Genomic DNA, 16,374 nt, shown 5'->3' with positions numbered 1-16,374 from the left:
GCAGAGTGGCAGCAGGCAGGTGGTGGCGGCCTTATCCGTGTTCAAACATCCGGAACAGATAAACCACGAACAGCACGGGGTGAGTGCTGGCAGCCTTATCCGTGTTCAAACATCAGGAACAGGTAAACGACAAACAGCACAAGATGGGTGGCGCCGTGCAGGGCGTGGGTGCGGCCGCTGCTGAAGGTCACTTTACAGACCATGAGGGTGGTGATGAGCAGCACCATGTCGGCAGGGGAGAGGCCCAGGCGCACTTCCTGCCCCATCAGGGAGCCGATGAAGAGCACGGAGGGTACAGTGAGGGCGATGGTGGCCAGCACGGAGCCGAAGTAGAGATTCATGGCCCGCCGCAACTGGTTGTTGAAGGCCGCCTTGATGGCGCCGACCGCTTCGGGGGCCAGTACGATACAGGCGACGATGAAACCACCCAGCGCGATCGGGGCTTCCATCACGTGCACCCCGTAGTTGATGGGGATGGCCAGGGTCTTGGCCAGCAGGATCACCACCACCAGGTAGGCGAGCAGCAAGAGGGTGTGATAGACGTTGCTCTGCAGCGGGCCGTGGTGATCCTCGAGATCCTCGTGATCGCTGTCGACGAAGAAGTGGCTGTGGCTGCGGGTCTGGATCAGCAGGAAGACACCATAGAGCAGGATGGAGATGATGATCAGCATCCATGACATGGCCTTGGAGAGGCTGCCCAGGGTGCCGCCCTGGGTGAAGTTCGGCAGGACCAGACAGAGCAGAGCCAGGGGAATGATGGCCACCAGATAGGATTTGACCCCGTCCAGATTGAAGTTCTGGGTGTGATAGCGCCAGCCGCCAAACAGCAAGGTGAAGCCCACCAGACCGTTGGTGACCAGCATCACCACCGCGAACATGGTGTCGCGGGCCATGGTGGGATTGGGATCGCCGGTCAGCATGACGGAGGAGATCATCACCACTTCCAGGGAGATGACCGAGAGGGTCAGGATCAGGGTACCGAAGGGTTCCCCGAGCTTGATGGCGAGGGCGTCAGAGTGACGCACGACGGAGAAGATGGCCCAGGTCACGATGGCAAGCAGGGCCAGCGACACCGGCAGGTAGACCGCAAGGGGGGTTGTCTCTGCCAGCAGGTCGCTCCCCAGGGTTTTGAAGAAGAGCAGGGTCAGCAGACCGGCAGGCAGAGCAATCTCTTGTCGGATAAAAGACTTCATAGGCAGTGGTTCTCATCTCGGGGCGGCCTCGGCCGACGGGGTATGGAGCGACTTGGTGCACCCAGGGTGCACAGACCCATGATAAGGGGAGATGCTCCTCATGCGGAGCATCATTTTGTTGCAAAGGGTTAGAGGCGGGGCAGATACCGCCTCAGTGCGGGTCGGAGGGGCTGGTTGTCTCGCCCTCTTGCCACGCCATCAGCCAGATCTTCAGTTTGCTCAGTGGCATGGGCTTGGCATAGACGTAGCCCTGGATCAGATGGACTCCGTGGCGATGCAGGTATTCCACCTGCTCCCGGGTTTCGACCCCTTCGGCGATCATCTCCATGCCCGATTTGAGGCCGAAGGCGATGGTGGCATCCAGCACGCTGCGCTTGAGGTCGTCCGTGCCTATGGTATCCACGAACATCTTGTCGATCTTGATCTGGCGAATGCCGAGCCGTTGCAGGTAGGCAAAGCCGCCATAGCCGGTACCGAAGTCATCCAGCTTGAAGTGATAGCCCCTCTCCTGCAGGGCTGCGATCTCCGCCATGGCTCCCTGGATGTGCTTGATGGGATCCCGCTCGGTGAGTTCGAAGATGAGGCGGGCCGGCGAGGGCCAGCCATGGCGCTGCAACTGGGTGCGCAGACGAGGCTGCTCGATATGGCCCGCCACCAGATTGACGCTGACCCACTGGTGCGGGGCCAGGACGGGGAGATCCGCCAGGATGCGCTCCAGCAGTTGATCCGTCATCGGCAGGATCAGCCCCTGCTCCTCCGCATAGGCGATGAAGGTGCCTGGCGACACCAGATCCCGTCCTCGCTGCCAGCGCAGCAATGCCTCGAATCCCACCACCCTTCGGTTTCTGCTGTCCACTATGGGCTGATAGAAGGGGATGAACTCCCGCCGAGCCAGCCCTCTTTGCAGCAATCCTTTGAGGGAGCTCCGGTAGTTTCTAAGGCCCCAGTAGAGGGCAGCCAGCAGCGCCCCCAGCGCCCCGGCCGACCAGAGGCCATCGCGGTGTATCTGTGAGCGGGCGTAGCGTTTCAGTGCCTCGCCAGCCCAGAGGGTCTGCTCCACCTGATGCTGGGGGTCGAAACTGAGCAGCCGCATCGGTTGTGCTTCTTCTCGAATGTGCTTGTTGCCACGGGGGAAAAAGAGCCCGAACTGGGCCGGGTGCTTGTGGTTGAACTCCAGATAGAAACAGTCGTTGCAGGGGGGGGGCGCAGCAGCTCATGGCTCCAGCTGCTGTCGAGCACCCAATAGGCCAGATTGCCGTTGCGTCTCGCATAGACCAGGGTTTCGCGTTCGGTATCGAACATGGGGGCCGTGCTGGAGAGGTGAAAATCAGGGGAGACCGGCATACCGGCGTCGGCAAGCTGGGGCAGCGCGGGGCCCAGGGTGGAGCAGCCGCTCCCGTTGGCAAGCTGCAGGCCGGCCAGGCGAATATGGCGGTTGTAATACTGGGGTGAGCGCAACAGCGCCATGTCTTTGGGGCCGCAATCGAAGGCAAAGTGGGCGAGTTGGGCGGGGACATCGTGATCCAGGAGCAGGTTGCGCTCCTACTGGTAGTCGAGCAGATCCCTTTCCTTTGTCTGCAACAGGTGGTGAGCCAGCTTGTCGCTCAACAGGGGGGTGAGCAACAGCATCAACAGCGGGGGCACACAGAAGAGGCCCAGAGGAATCCATAACGGAGATCGTGCTGACATGGTGAGCATCCTTCTTCCCTGAAATGAAACAACCCGATTGAGACTCAAGCATCATAGCATTAGCTGCATCGATTTGAGCCAAGTTGGTCACACTTGGAACAAAAACGATAATTAATTGATAAATAAAGGATATGGCTACACACCTGAACAAGATTCAATCGCTGACCTGTCATAAATGACAATTGTCCAGCTTATCTGAAGTGGCTAAAGTAGCGGTGCGGTTTGACTCACCGTGTGTTCAATACTCCTGTATCTATTTTTGTCAGTAGCACAGAGTGTTAGTTTTGATATGAGTGTTTCTTTTGGTCCCCGTTGTGGGACCATTTTTCTGTCCGCTCCTCAGCCTGTGTCCCCTCGTTCTCTCCCTTGATGCCTCTTGTGCGGCCCGCGCAACGGCGCCGCATGACGCATCCGCCCGCTTATTTGCAGAAGCGGGATCTTCATCCATAGGCGGCGTTTGGTCTGGGCTGATACCATGATGTCCTATGGATGTTGTCGGCTACGGAAAGGCACATGAAACTGACCACTCAACTCGTCTCTTTTATTACGCTGTGCGTGATCTCGGCCATGGCCATGGTGATGCTCGGCGGGGTCTTCAGTTTCCGCCAGATGGGAATGGAGCTGCAGCAGAACCGGGTCGACTCCCTGGTGGAGATCATCGACAAGCAACTGGGGGTGACCGATGACCAGCAAGCCCTTGCCCGGTGGCTGCCCTCCCTGTTGCGGGCCTCCCATGTGGTGGAGCTGGAGATCCGTCAGGACAAGCAGCGGGTCTACTGGTTTCGCGATGTGCAGCAGCAGACGGACGAGAGCCTGCTGATCGCCTACAGCGAGGCGATCCCCAATCAGGCCGGGATGCGGGCCGACTTCAAGCTGGACAGGCCGTTCAAGGAGTTCGAGTACTCCATGAAGGCGATGTTCGGCATCTCTCTGGGTATCTTCATCGTGGTGTTCGGGCTCTGGTACTCCATCCGCTGGCTGCGTCTGCAGTTGCGCGGTGCCGAGCTGCTGGCGGAGCGTGCCCAGCTGATCCTGGATGGCAAGCTGACCAAGCTGGCCCATGACCCTGCCGAGGAGTGGCCTGTTTCGGCCAGTCAGGCCCTCACCCATCTGCTGACCGAGCTGGCCGACGCCCGCAAGGAGCGCAGCCGCTTCGACAACTTCATCCGCAGCAACGCCTTCGTTGACAAGACAACGGGCATCGGCAACCGCCTCTTCTTCGACAACCGGCTGGAGAGCGCCATCATGGAGGCAAGCGTGATCAGCGGCGGTGTGCTGCTGATCGAGCTGGCCGGTCTGGAAGAGCTGGATCCCGAGCTGAGCGGGCGCCCGAGCCAGGAACTCCTGATGGAGGCGAGCGCCACCATCGCCGCCTTCGTGCGAAAGCACAGCGGAGCCCTGCAGGCGCGCTATGCCGGTCAGGTCTTTGCCGTGCTGCTGCCGAACATGTCAGAGAGCGAGATGGTGGACGGCGCCAGCCAGTTGCTCAAGAGTCTGCAGCGGCTGCACTGGCCCGAAGCGGTCAATGCCGACACCGCCGTCTATCTCGGTGCGGTCTGCTATCAGGCACAGGATTCCCTGCTCAAGGTGCAGGAAGAGGCGGAGCTGGCGCTCAAGAGCGCACGCCTGCAAGGACACAGCGGCTGGTTCCTGTTCGAGAAATCCCTCAACGAGGAGGCGAGCAGCAAGGGAACGGTGCGCTGGCGCACCCTGATCAGCCGTCGCATCGAGGAGCAGGGCATCGACTTCTACGTCCAGCCTGTGCAGCAGGAGCGGGATCAGGTGGTGTTGCAGCAGGAGCTGCTCATCCGCCTTCACGACGAGCAGGGCCGGGAGCTGCAGGCGGGGGTCTTCATGCCCATGGCGGAGAAGGCCGGTCTGCTGCTGCCGCTGGACAGGCTGGTGGTGGCCCGAGCCTTGCGACTGCTGCGCCAGCGACCGGCATCGAGCTGCCCCATCAGCCTCTCTCTGTGCGCCCAGAACCTGCTCACCCGCGAGTTCCAGCGCGAGCTCTTCTTCGAGCTGTTCCAGTTGCCGCGCAGTACCAACGAGGGGTTGATCCTGCAGTTGTCGGAGTCCCAGGTGACCCGCCACTACGAGGCCCTCAAGCGGCCGCTTCGGGCGATGCGCATGCTGGGGTGCAGGCTGGCCATCGATCATGCGGGCCAGGATGTGGTGAGCACCCAGTACATCAAGGAGTTCGAGATCCACTTCCTCAAGCTGCACCCCAGCCTGGTGCGGGAGATCCACCTGCGCCAGGTCAACCAGATGGCGGTACGCAGTCTGGTGGGGGGCTGTGCCAATACCCAGACCCGGGTCATCGCGGTGGGGGTGGAGAGTGGCGACGAGTGGAAGATGTTGCGACACCTGGGCGTGCATGCCGGTCAAGGTCCCTGGTTTGCCGACCCCGAGCCCCTCAACCTGCCTGACTAGCGCCCCGGCCGGGGTGACAGGCGGCCCTGCTCCTGCAGGCCCGCCAGCCCCTGCAAGCCACCGGTGTGGATGAAGATGATCTTGCTGCCGCGCGCAATCCGGCCTGCCGCCAGTTCGCGAAACAGCCCCCACATCGCCTTGCCACTGTAGATGGGTTCCAGCGGCAAGCCGGTTTCGGCACTGAATGCCTGCACCCATTGCCAGAGTGCCGGACTGAACCTGGCATAGCCGCCGTCGTGGTGATCCAGCGCAATGCGCCAGCCTGGGGTGGTGGCCGCCGCCGGATGCAACCGGCATACCTCGCCGGTGATGAAATCGGCCCCCTTGAGCACGGCGATGGCCAGGATCTGCTCCTGCGCCCGCTTGCCCGCGATGAGCCCCGCCAGGGTGCCGCCGCTGGCGCAGGGCAGCACCCAGAGATCCGGCGAGAAGGGCACCTCGTCGACCAGCTCGGCCACCCCGGAGATGGCCAGCGGGCTGCTGCCTCCTTCCGGTACCAGCAGGGTGTCGTCATCCTCGAACCGGGCAAGCCATTCGGGATCCTGGCGCCGGCGATAGTCCTGCCGGTCGACAAAAACGAGATCCATGCCCCAGCCTTTGGCCGCTTTCAGGGTGGGATTGCTGACGGTATCCCCTTCACCGCGTATGATGCCCGTGGTGCGCAGTCCCAGTCTGAGTCCTGCTGCGGCCAGGGCGTGGATGTGATTGGAGTAGGCGCCGCCAAAGGAGAGGATGTGGCCCTTGCCCAGCATCTGTGCCTGTTGCAGATGGTATTTGAGCTTTCGCCACTTGTTGCCGGAGAGGGTCGGGTGGATCAGATCGTCCCGCTTGCACCAGAGCGTGACGTCATGGGCGGCCAGCAGAGGATGCCGGATCCGGTGCAGGGGGGAGGGGAGCTGAAGGGGAGCCATGGGATCGTCTCCCGTGGGTGCCAGCGTGGCCGTCGATGCGTCGTTTGTCATAAAGTTGGAGGCTAATAGCCTGTTTATGTTAAGGTTTAGTCCGTTTTACGCGGCCAGGTGAAGATCCAGATGAAGTCACTGTTCAGGCGTTCTCCCTCCAGCCATCAGGTCGGGATCCTGCTGGCCAGCGATCGCATTCTGCTGGCCTGCGTGGACCCCGTTCCCGTGTTTGCCAGCCAGCCTGTCAACGGCCCCCACGACTGGTCCAAGGCCCTGGCCGAGCTGTTTTCCCGGCACGGTCTGGCCAAGTCTAAGGTGCGGGTGGCCCTCGCGGCCAGCCTTTATCAGCAGATCCAGATCGACAAGCCCGCCGTCCCCGATGCCGAGATGGCGGGGGCCCTGCCCTGGGCCATCAAGGATTTCGTCAACGAGCCGGTGTTGCAGCTCGCCATGGATTATGTGGACCTGCCGACGCCCCCTGCCGGGCGTCCGCGCATCAACGTTGTCTGCATGCCCAAGAGCCGGGTGCAGCAGGTGGCGGATGCGGTCAACGGCGCGGCGACCCTGGAGGCCATCGTCAGTGACGAGCTGGCCATGACGGCCCTCTACGAGGCGGACCAGATGGTGCGCATGCTGCTCTGGCAACCCCGGGGGCAGGAGCTGCAACTGCTGGTCTTCCATCGGGGTGGACTCTGTTTCTCCCGCCAGTTGCGCGGATTTGCGAGCCTCACCGGCAGCCATGAGCCAGATGCCGACCAGCTCGACGCGCTGGCGCTGGAGATCCAGCGATCCATCGATTATCTGGCCGGCCATCTCAAGCTGCCCGAGCCCGGCCAGTTGCAACTGGCCATCGCCTCCTCCGCCATGGGGGTACTGGTGCGTCATCTGGAACAGACATTCGGTTTCCCGGTGTCGGCCATGGCAAACAAGGCGGTACTGGCAGGAGTCGAATACCTCAGTGCCTATGGCGCGGCCCTGGGCAGGAGCGACTGATGAAACACCATATCAACCTCTATGGCGCCGAATTCCGGCCAAGACGTCTGTGGGCCAGCCTGCCCCAGATGGCGTTGGTCTGGGGCGGCGTCCTGGTGCTGTTGCTGGGGGCCACCCTCTTCTATGGCTGGCAACAGCAGGGCCTCGATCGTGAATTGGCTGGCGTGCGGGCACAGCTCGACGTGCAGCGCGGCGAGGCCAGGCGTCTCGATGCGGAGCTGGCGCGCCATCTGGCGAATGCAGACTTGCAGCGGCAACTGGCCGACAAGCGGGAAGAGCTGGGGGCCAAACAGGCGCTGATGCAGCAGCTTGGCCACCTCTCCCTGCAAAAATCCCAGGGCTATGCGGGGGTGATGGCGGACCTTGCCCGCCTGCGGGATCCCCGCCTCTCCCTGCAACGGATCGAGATAAGCGACGGGCGCATCAACCTCGCGGGTGTGGCCGAACGCAGTCAGGACGTGCCCGCCTGGGTGAACCGCTTCAAGCAGACCCCCTCCCTGGCGGGCAAGCAGTTTGGCGAGCTCACCCTGAGTCGGGACAAGGAGGGCCAGCTTGCCTTCCAGCTCAGTGGCATAGCGCGGGAGACTCCCTGATGGACATGAAGGCACAATGGCAGGGATGGGCGCAGCAGATCGCAGCCCTCAGCCTGCGCGAGCGGATCCTCATTCTGTTGACCGGGGTCGTGCTGCTCGGGGCCATGGGCATCTATGGCTGGCTGGATGACGCCGACACCCGGCTGGGCCAGGATCGGCAGGCCCTGGCTGCGGCGCAGCGGGATCTGGAGATCCTGACCCTGGAAAACCAGGGCAAGCAGGCCAGACTGGGGCGGGATCCCGATGCCCAGGTGCGCGATCAGCTCGCCGGTGTCGAGACCACTCTGCGCCAGATGGATGCCGAGCTGCTGGCTCAGACGGTGGATCTGATCCCCGCCCACGAAATGCCCGCGGTGCTGGAAGCCCTGTTGTCCCGCTCCGCCAACCTGCATATGCTGGCGCTCACCTCCCTCAAGCCCGAGCCGCTGATGGCCGGGGAGCAGAAGGTGAACCTGTTCAGGCACGGCATCCGGCTTCAGCTGGAGGGCGGCTATTTCGATGTCTACCAGTACCTGAAAGCGCTCGAAGCCCTGCCTCGCCACTTCTACTGGAAGGGCTTTGACTACCGGGTGGTCGAGCATCCCAAGGCGGCGGTAGCGATGGAGATCTACACCCTCAGCACCAGCAAGGAGTTCATCCGTGGTTAAGCGGCATGTCGGCGGGACGGGATCCCGCATTTTTGCCTTCCCATCCTGGCGCTGGCTGGCCCTGTGGGGGAGCCTGCTCGCGCTGCAGGCCCAGGCCGAGGTGCTGCAGGATCCCACCTTGCCCCTGGCGGGATCCGGCTCGGCGGCGAGTGTCGCCAAGGAGGCCGGTCTGCCCAGGTTGCAGAGCGTCATCCTGGGGAGCGGGCCCGCCCTGGCGGTGCTCGACGGTCAAAGCTACCGGGTCGGCCAGCAGGTCAACGGATTCCGGCTGGTGGGGATCAGCGCCGACAGCGTGGTGCTGGAAAAAGCGGGCAAACGCCAGACACTGACCCTGTTTGGCAGCAAGATCCGGATGTGAAGTGGGTGTCGCACGGGATGGTGCGGGCCAGGTTTGTCGAGTTTCATAGCGAGTCAGGTGCACGAATAACATGAAAAACCCCCCTTTTTGTCTGCTTCCCCTCGCGCTGGCGGTGGCGGGTTGCACTACCTATCGTCACCCCGAGCCGGTACAGGCCAAAGATGCACTCAAGCAGGCGATGAGCGAGCAGAGCCCGACCGCCCCCCTGACTTCCCTGCCGCCCTCGGTGCAGAGCGAGCTGTTGCAGCTCAATCGTCCCCAGCAGCCGATGACCATTTCCGAGAAGCGGATGCGCATCGCGGCCCATGACGTGGACGCGGTGGAGTTCTTCGGCTCCCTGTTCAAGGGCTCCCGCTACAGCGTGGCGGTCCATCCCGGTGTGGCGGGCGTCATTTCGGTAGAACTCAAGGACGTGACCCTGCAGGAGGCGCTGGCGACCGTCGGCGACATGTACGGCTTCGATGTACAGCGTAAGGGCAACGTGTTCCACGTCTATCCCGCCGGTCTGCGTACCGAGACCATTCCGGTCAACTACCTGATGATGGCCCGGCGCGGTCTCTCCCGTACCTCGGTGAGCACAGGCGGGGTGACGGCCAATGACAACAACAATGGCAATAACAACAACTTCGACAACGGCCTGAACAACAGCGGCAACAACAACAGCCAGGGCAACACCGCCGGCGGTGACAACAACACCAACAGCAACGGCACCCGCATCGAGACGGACAGCAACAACGACTACTGGACCGATCTGCGGGATGCCCTGCAGACCCTGATCGGCACAGGGGAAGGGCGGGCCGTCATCACCAGTCCCCAGGCGGGCCTGGTCACGGTGCGTGCCTATCCCAAGGAGCTCAAGGCAGTGCGCGAGTTCCTGGACCAGTCCGGCGAACACCTCAAGCGCCAGGTGGTGCTGGAGGCGCGGATCCTGGAAGTGTCCCTCAACGAGGGTTACGAGCAGGGGGTGGACTGGAGCGGTCTCTCCGCAAGCTGGGACGGCGGCAAGGGCATCACGGGGGGCGGCTCCCTCATGGACAGCCCCATCGCTTCTACCCCCAACCAGATCTTCCGGGCTCTGGGGGGCGGCGCCGGTTTCACCATCTCCGATGGCAACTTCAACGTCGCGGTCAGCCTGCTCAAGACCCAGGGGGACGTGAACACCCTCTCCAGCCCGCGCGTGACGGCCACCAACAACCAGAAAGCGGTGATCAAGGTGGGGACGGACGAATACTTCGTCACCAACGCCTCGACCACCACCACCACCTCGGGGACTTCGGCCCCCATCGTCACCCCGAACGTGGAGCTGACCCCCTTCTTCTCGGGGATAGCCCTGGACGTGACGCCCCAGATCGACGAGCAGGGCAAGGTATTGCTGCATATCCACCCCTCCGTCATCGACACCGAGGAGCAGAGCAAGACCATCAGCGTCGGCACCGCCGATCCCTTGGTGTTGCCGCTTGCCAAGAGCTCCATCCGCGAGTCCGATACCGTGGTGCAGGCCAACAATGGGGACATCATCGTCATCGGTGGTCTGATGAAGACCGACAGGCAGGAGATTGTCAGCAAGGTGCCCCTGCTGGGTGACATCCCCTGGGTCGGCGAGGCCTTCACCAACCGCCGGGAGAGCAACCGCAAGGTGGAGCTGGTGATCCTGCTCAAGCCCACCGTGGTGGAAAAAGACACCTGGCAGAAAGAGCTGCAACGCTCCTCCGAGCTGCTCGATAAATGGTATCCCCCCAAGGGCTGATCCGGGATGACGCGCCTGTTGAGCACTCCTTCTCCCATGTGGCGGCGCCTCCCAGCTGCAGCCAGTCTGCCCTGCCCGACGGCGGAGGCGCCATGTCGCTGATCCGGGGCTGTCTGCGGCTGCGCACCCGGGACTCTGGCCGGGAGGGTGCATGTATCTGAGCCACTTCGGACTGCGGGAAGCCCCCTTTGGCCTGACCCCGAACACCGGTTTCTATTACGGCCTGCCCCCCCACGAGGAGGCCATGCAGGTGCTCAACTGGGCGCTCTCCCAGGGGGAGGGGTTCATCAAGGTGACTGGCGAGGTCGGCACCGGCAAGACCCTGCTCTGTCGCAAGCTGCTGAGCGAGCTCGGCTCCGAGGCCTGCCCGGTGCGTCTGGCCTGGCTGCCCAACCCCCATCTCACTCCGGGGGAGCTGCGCACGGCCCTGGCCCTGGAGCTGGGGCTGACGCTGGCGGGGGAGAGCGAGCTGGATCTCACGGATCGCATCCATCGCCATCTCATCGCCCTGCACAGGCAGGGGAGCCGGGTGGTGGTGCTGATCGACGAGGCGCAGGCCCTGCCCGACGAGACTCTGGAGGCGATCCGGCTGTTTGGCAACCTGGAGACCGAATCCAGCAAGCTGCTGCAGATCGTGCTGTTCGGCCAGCCGGAGCTGGATAACCGACTCGGCAAACCCCGTCTGCGCCAGCTGCGCCAGCGCATCGGCTTCTCCTACCGTTTGCGGCCGCTGCGGCTCGACGAGACCCGGGCCTATCTGGAGTACCGGCTGCAGGTGTCCGGCTATCGCGGGGCCGCCCTGTTCGATGGCCGCGCCCTGCGCAGGCTGTGGCGCGCATCCCGCGGCATTCCCCGCCTCATCAACATACTGGCGCAGAAGTGCCTGATGCTGGCCTATGGTCGCGGTGTGTGGCGGATCGACAGCGCCCTGGTCCGGCTCGCCATCCGGGATACCGATGATGTCCGCCGTGGCCGTCTCACCCTCTGGTGGCCCCTGTTGTTGTTGTTGGGCACCGCCCTGGCGTATGGAGTCTGGTCATGAGCGTGATCAATCAGATGCTGAAAGATCTGGATAGGCGTCAGCAAGAGGCCGAGGGAGCCGCCGTCTATGTGGCGCCGGTGCGCCAGCAAGGCTGGTGGATGCTGGTGCTGACCCTGCTGTGTACCCTGGCCCTGGGGATCCTCGGCTGGCGCACCTGGATCTTCTGGCAGCAGAGCCTGCGAGCCTCCCTGCCAGCGGCGCAGGTCGAGGCCCCCCGCACCGCCCCTGCGGTGGCGCCATCCGCGCCCCTGGCGGTGGTGGCCACCACGCAGGCGGTCTCCTCTGCTGCGCCAGTGGCAAAGGTGCCCGCCGCCAGTGCCGAGTCGACCGCCGCGAGAGTGGCCCCCTCCGCAGCCGAGCAGGCTCCGGCCGATGAGGCCGTGCTCGCCGATGAGGGCAATCCGGAGGAAGCGCTGGGGGACGAGACGATCCCGAGCGACGAGGAGCTGCAGCCGGACCTCTATGCCGAGCTGGCCGCGGAGCAGAGCGCCGAAGAGGCGCCTGCACCCGCCGCGCCGCGCAAACCCGGGATCCTGAAGATCGAGACGGTGGAACTCTCCGACGCCGAGCTGGCCACCCTGGCCGAGCGCAAGGCGACCACGGCCATGGCCAAGGGACGGATGCAGGAGGCGCAGGATGGCTACTACGAGGTGCTGGCCCACGATCCCCACAACCAGGGGGCGCGGGAACAGCTGGCGGGCCTGCTCTATGGCGCCGGACGGCTGACCGAGGCCGCCCAGGTGCTGGAAGAGGGGCTGAGGCTGGATCCCGCGCAGGCGGACCTGCGTCTGCTGCTGGCCCGTGTGGCCATCAGCGTAGGGGATCGGCAGAAGGCGCTGGATTGGCTCACCGGCTATCAGCCCGATATTGCCAGCAATCTGGATTATTACGCCACCTGGGCCGGCCTTGCCCAGGAGCTGGGGCAGCCTGTCCAGGCGTCCGAGATGTACGTCAGGCTGTTGCGCCAGCAGCCAGATCAGGGGCGCTGGTGGCTGGGACTGGGGGTGGCGGAGGATGGTCAGGGACACCGTCAGCGGGCACTGGATGCCTATCGCAATGCCCAGTTGCACGGCAATCTGGGGGAGGCCTCCACCCAATGGCTCGAACAACGAATTGGCCAACTGACCCATTGATTAAAGCGGCAGTTCGATGAGCCCATGCCATCGGACCAGGCAGCGGGCGTGAAGCAACAGAGATCGGAGCAACAATGGCACAACCCAGACTGAAAATGCGCCTAGGCGACCTGCTGGTACAGGAACAGATCATCTCGGATGATCAGCTGCAGCTCGCCCTGCAGCAGCAGCGCCAGACCGGCCGCAAGCTGGGGACCACCCTCATCGATCTCGGCTTCATCAGCGAGGTGCAACTGCTGACCTTCCTCGCCCGTCAGCTGGATGTGCCCTTCTTCGATCTCAACAACCTCACCATCGACGTCTCGGCCGTGGCGCTGTTGCCCGAGGTACAGGCGCGCCGCTACCGGGCGCTGGCCGTCAACCTGAGCGACGACAAGGTCACCGTGGTGATGTCGGATCCGGCGGATCTGAGCGCCCTCGACGCCATCGCTGCCCTGCTCAGCCCGCGGGAGCTGGTGCTGGCCGTGGCCCGTGAAGGCCAGCTGCTGGAGTATTTCGACCGCCTCTATCGCCGCACCCGGGAGATAGAGAACTTCGCGGTGCAACTGCACGAAGAGCACCAGGAGACCGGCTTCGAGCTGGGGGCCGGCAGCCTCAATGCCGCAGCCGACGAGGGGGAGGCGACGGTGGCCAAGCTGCTGCGCTCCCTGTTCGAGGACGCGGTACAGGTGGGGGCCTCCGACATCCATATCGAACCGGACGAGAAGGTGCTGCGCATTCGCCAGCGTATCGACGGCGTGCTGCACGAGAACATCCTCAACGAGGTGCGCATCGCCCAGGCGCTGGTGCTGCGCCTCAAGCTGGTGGCCGGGCTCGACATCTCCGAGAAGCGTCTGCCCCAGGATGGCCGCTTCAACATGAAGGTGCGCGGCCGCGATGTGGATGTGCGGATGTCCACCATGCCGGTGCAGTATGGCGAGTCCGTGGTGATGCGGCTGCTGGATCAATCCTCCGGCATCTTGTCGCTCGCCGAGACCGGGATGCCACCCGCCATCCTGACCCGCTTCCGCCGTCAGCTCAAACGCCCTCACGGCATGATCCTGGTGACGGGCCCGACCGGCAGCGGCAAGACCACGACGCTCTACGGCGCCCTCTCCGAGCTCAACCAGGCCAGCCACAAGATCATCACGGTGGAAGACCCGGTGGAGTACCGTCTGCCCCGCATCAGCCAGGTGCAGGTCAATCCCAAGATAGGGCTCACCTTCTCCCAGGTGCTGCGCTCCACCCTACGCCAGGATCCGGACATCCTGCTGGTGGGGGAGATGCGGGACAACGAGACGGTGGAGATCGGCCTGCGCGGCGCCATCACGGGTCACCTGGTGCTGACCACCTTGCACACCAACGACGCCGTGACCAGTGCTCTGCGTCTCATCGACATGGGGGCGCCCGGCTATCTGGTGGCGAGCGCCCTGCGGGCCGTGGTGGCCCAGCGCCTGGTGCGGCGGGTGTGTGAACACTGCGCCTGCGAGACGGCGCCTGACGAGGGGCAGGCCACCTGGCTATCCGTGCTCTCCGGTGAAGCGCCGGGCCAGCATCGCTATCGCAAGGGGCGGGGCTGCCAGAGCTGCAACTTCACCGGCTATGCGGGCCGGATCGGGGTCTACGAGCTGCTGGAGCTGGATCAATCCATGATGGATGCCCTGCGCCGCAACGATGCCGAGGGGTTTGCCCGGGCGGCACGGGCGCACGAGCACTACCGCCCCCTGGCCCTGACGGCGCTCGACTATGCCCGCGAGGGGATCACCTCGGTGGACGAGGTGCTTCGGCTGGCCGAGGACCTGGGGTAACGCATGAGGCATCTGGATCGTACTGAATCACTCTGCCGGGGTCGCCCATGAACCGTTTTGCCTACAAGGGGCGTGACAGCCAGGGCCAGGCCGTCAGCGGTGTGGTGGAAGCGGTGAGCGAACTGGCCGCCGCCGAGCAGCTGATGCGCCGCGGGGTGATGCCCACCGAGCTGAAGGCCGGCAAGGCCAGGTCTGCCAGCATCGACTGGTCGCTGCTGCTGGAAGGGAGCGTCAAGCTGGAGGAGCTGGTGGTCTTCAGCCGCCAGATGTATGCCCTGACCCGTGCAGGCATCCCTATCCTGCGCGCCATCGCGGGGCTGGAGGAGAGCGCCCACAGCAAGCCCCTCAAGCGGGCGCTTCACGCCCTGGGGGAGGATCTGGCCAACGGCCGGCCGCTGTCGAGCGCGATGCAGTCGCACCCGAAGGTGTTCAGCAGCCTCTTCGTGGCCATCATCCACGTGGGGGAGAACACGGGTCAGCTGGAGGAGGCCTTCCTGCAGCTCGCCAACTATTTCGATCTGGAGCTGGAGACCCGCAAGCGGATCAAGACCGCCATGCGCTACCCCACCTTCGTGCTGATTGCCATCGCCGTCGCCATGGTGATCCTCAACATCATGGTGATCCCCGTCTTTGCCGGGATGTTTGCCAAGTTCGGGGTGGAGCTGCCGCTGGCGACCCGTATCCTGCTGGCCACCTCCCACTTCTTCGTTCACTACTGGTGGCTGCTGCTCGCCATCCTGGTGGGCGCAGTCGTCGGCTGGCGACGCTGGGTTGCCACCACCAAAGGCAGGCTGACCTGGCACAGATGGCAGCTGCGGCTGCCCATCGTCGGCTCCATCATAGAGCGCTCCCTGCTTGCCCGTTTTGCCCGCAGCTTCTCCATGATGCTCAAGGCCGGCGTGCCGCTCAACACGGCGCTGACCCTGGTGGCCGATGCGGTGGACAACGCCTGGATGGCGGGGCAGATCCGCGACATGCGGGGCGGCATCGAGCGGGGGGAGAGCCTGCTGCGCACCGCCGGGGCCAGCGGCCTCTTCACCCCTCTGGTGATGCAGATGATCGCGGTGGGGGAGGAGACCGGCCAGGTGGACGAGCTGCTGCACGAAGCGGCCGAGTATTACGAGCGTGAGGTGGATTATGACCTCAAGAGCCTCACCGCCCGCATCGAACCCATCCTCATCGGCATAGTGGCGGTCATGGTACTGGTGCTGGCGCTGGGTATCTTCACTCCCATGTGGGACATGATGAGAGCTGTTCGCGGTCAGTAGGCAGTATCTTCGATGCCGCCCGTGCCGGGCACAGAGAACAAGGTATAAAAGAGCATGAGCAGAGAGTCCGAGCAGGATGAGCACTGGCTGGGGGGATATCGGCGGGTCGTCGTCTTTATCCTGCTGGCAGTCATCGTCACGACCCTGGTCATGAGCTATCGCAATCACAGGGAAGAGGCGCTGGCCATCAGCGCCAGCCTGCTCGGTGAGCAGTTCGCACAGCGGGCCCAGCGCCTGCACGGACGCTGGCTCGACGAGCGGCGTCCGTCGGTGCTCCATGCCGAGGGCACAGCCTGGCAGTTCGATGAGCGGGGCTGGCCTCTGGCGGTGTTGCCGCGCCAGTCGCCATCGGTCGATTGCCGTCAGCTCTGGCTCGCCCTGCTGGGGCACGATGAGGGGCTCTCATCCTGGCAGGCCCTTGCCAGCGAAGGGGGCGGCGGGTGTGAATTCGGCCAGGAAGGGCACTGGCTGCACTACAGCTTCACCGATGGCCGGGTGGTGGCTCGCCCCTGATTGGGTGCTTCAAGTATTTCATTGACATGATTTTTTTCTATCCGCATGAAATAATGCGGGCCCTTACGGAGGCAGC

At 64.0% G+C, this 16,374-nt stretch carries 13 protein-coding genes and 1 pseudogene; 11 read left to right on the top strand and 3 right to left on the bottom strand.

Annotated elements, in window-relative coordinates; all coding sequences use genetic code 11:
- Positions 1 to 95: 95 nt before the first annotated feature.
- Positions 96 to 1,193 (bottom strand): calcium:proton antiporter, encoded by a 1,098-nt coding sequence (locus PG887_RS11440; RefSeq protein WP_270821738.1) that lies wholly within the window; start codon positions 1,191 to 1,193, stop codon positions 96 to 98.
- A 151-nt stretch (positions 1,194 to 1,344) separates the two neighbouring features.
- A pseudogene (locus PG887_RS11435) lies at positions 1,345 to 2,882 on the bottom strand (EAL domain-containing protein).
- A 513-nt stretch (positions 2,883 to 3,395) separates the two neighbouring features.
- Between PG887_RS11435 and PG887_RS11430 the strand changes: the two are divergent.
- On the top strand, positions 3,396 to 5,315 hold the full coding sequence (locus tag PG887_RS11430) for an EAL domain-containing protein (protein ID WP_041212201.1): 1,920 nt from the start codon (positions 3,396 to 3,398) through the stop codon (positions 5,313 to 5,315).
- Here PG887_RS11430 and PG887_RS11425 read toward each other — a convergent pair.
- Complete coding sequence (locus PG887_RS11425; RefSeq protein ID WP_270821737.1) at positions 5,312 to 6,226, bottom strand: 1-aminocyclopropane-1-carboxylate deaminase/D-cysteine desulfhydrase; 915 nt, start codon at positions 6,224 to 6,226, stop codon at positions 5,312 to 5,314. The two genes, PG887_RS11430 and PG887_RS11425, sit on opposite strands and share 4 nt — an antisense overlap.
- A gap of 120 nt (positions 6,227 to 6,346) precedes the next feature.
- Between PG887_RS11425 and PG887_RS11420 the strand changes: the two genes are divergently transcribed.
- The 10 genes from PG887_RS11420 to PG887_RS11375 all read left to right on the top strand — a co-directional run bounded on the left by PG887_RS11420 (position 6,347) and on the right by PG887_RS11375 (position 16,298).
- Entirely contained in the window at positions 6,347 to 7,210 is an 864-nt protein-coding gene (locus PG887_RS11420; protein WP_041214302.1) for a hypothetical protein, read from the top strand.
- On the top strand, positions 7,210 to 7,803 hold the full coding sequence (locus PG887_RS11415; RefSeq protein WP_010672617.1) for a PilN domain-containing protein: 594 nt from the start codon (positions 7,210 to 7,212) through the stop codon (positions 7,801 to 7,803). Before PG887_RS11420 ends, PG887_RS11415 begins: the two co-directional genes overlap by 1 nt.
- Positions 7,803 to 8,450: a type II secretion system protein M gene (locus PG887_RS11410; protein WP_151027553.1), complete on the top strand. Its 648-nt coding sequence runs from the start codon at positions 7,803 to 7,805 to the stop codon at positions 8,448 to 8,450. The genes PG887_RS11415 and PG887_RS11410 overlap by 1 nt, the downstream gene beginning before the upstream one ends.
- Positions 8,451 to 8,478: 28 nt before the next feature.
- Positions 8,479 to 8,808, top strand: a complete 330-nt coding sequence (locus tag PG887_RS11405; RefSeq protein WP_042015443.1) for a SctD/MshK family protein — start codon at positions 8,479 to 8,481, stop codon at positions 8,806 to 8,808.
- 70 nt (positions 8,809 to 8,878) lie between these two features.
- Positions 8,879 to 10,555 (top strand): pilus (MSHA type) biogenesis protein MshL, encoded by a 1,677-nt coding sequence (mshL, locus tag PG887_RS11400; protein WP_270821736.1) that lies wholly within the window; start codon positions 8,879 to 8,881, stop codon positions 10,553 to 10,555.
- A gap of 151 nt (positions 10,556 to 10,706) precedes the next feature.
- Positions 10,707 to 11,597: an ExeA family protein gene (locus tag PG887_RS11395; protein ID WP_270821735.1), complete on the top strand. Its 891-nt coding sequence runs from the start codon at positions 10,707 to 10,709 to the stop codon at positions 11,595 to 11,597.
- Entirely contained in the window at positions 11,594 to 12,730 is a 1,137-nt protein-coding gene (locus PG887_RS11390) for a tetratricopeptide repeat protein (RefSeq protein WP_103858945.1), read from the top strand. The genes PG887_RS11395 and PG887_RS11390 overlap by 4 nt, the downstream gene beginning before the upstream one ends.
- 74 nt (positions 12,731 to 12,804) lie before the next feature.
- Positions 12,805 to 14,517 carry an MSHA fimbrial ATPase MshE gene (mshE, locus tag PG887_RS11385; protein ID WP_029313535.1) on the top strand — a complete coding sequence of 571 codons (1,713 nt, stop codon included), beginning with the start codon at positions 12,805 to 12,807 and terminating at the stop codon, positions 14,515 to 14,517.
- Positions 14,518 to 14,564: 47 nt separating this feature from the next.
- Complete coding sequence (locus tag PG887_RS11380) at positions 14,565 to 15,785, top strand: type II secretion system F family protein (protein WP_043154386.1); 1,221 nt, start codon at positions 14,565 to 14,567, stop codon at positions 15,783 to 15,785.
- A gap of 54 nt (positions 15,786 to 15,839) precedes the next feature.
- Positions 15,840 to 16,298: a hypothetical protein gene (locus tag PG887_RS11375; protein WP_270821733.1), complete on the top strand. Its 459-nt coding sequence runs from the start codon at positions 15,840 to 15,842 to the stop codon at positions 16,296 to 16,298.
- Positions 16,299 to 16,374: the final 76 nt, after the last annotated feature.

This window comes from Aeromonas sp. QDB14, assembly GCF_027707845.1.
In the GTDB taxonomy this organism is placed as follows: domain Bacteria; phylum Pseudomonadota; class Gammaproteobacteria; order Enterobacterales; family Aeromonadaceae; genus Aeromonas; species Aeromonas caviae.
The sequence above is the reverse complement of the archived record's forward strand: the minus strand, read 5'-3'. Positions and strand labels throughout refer to the sequence as shown.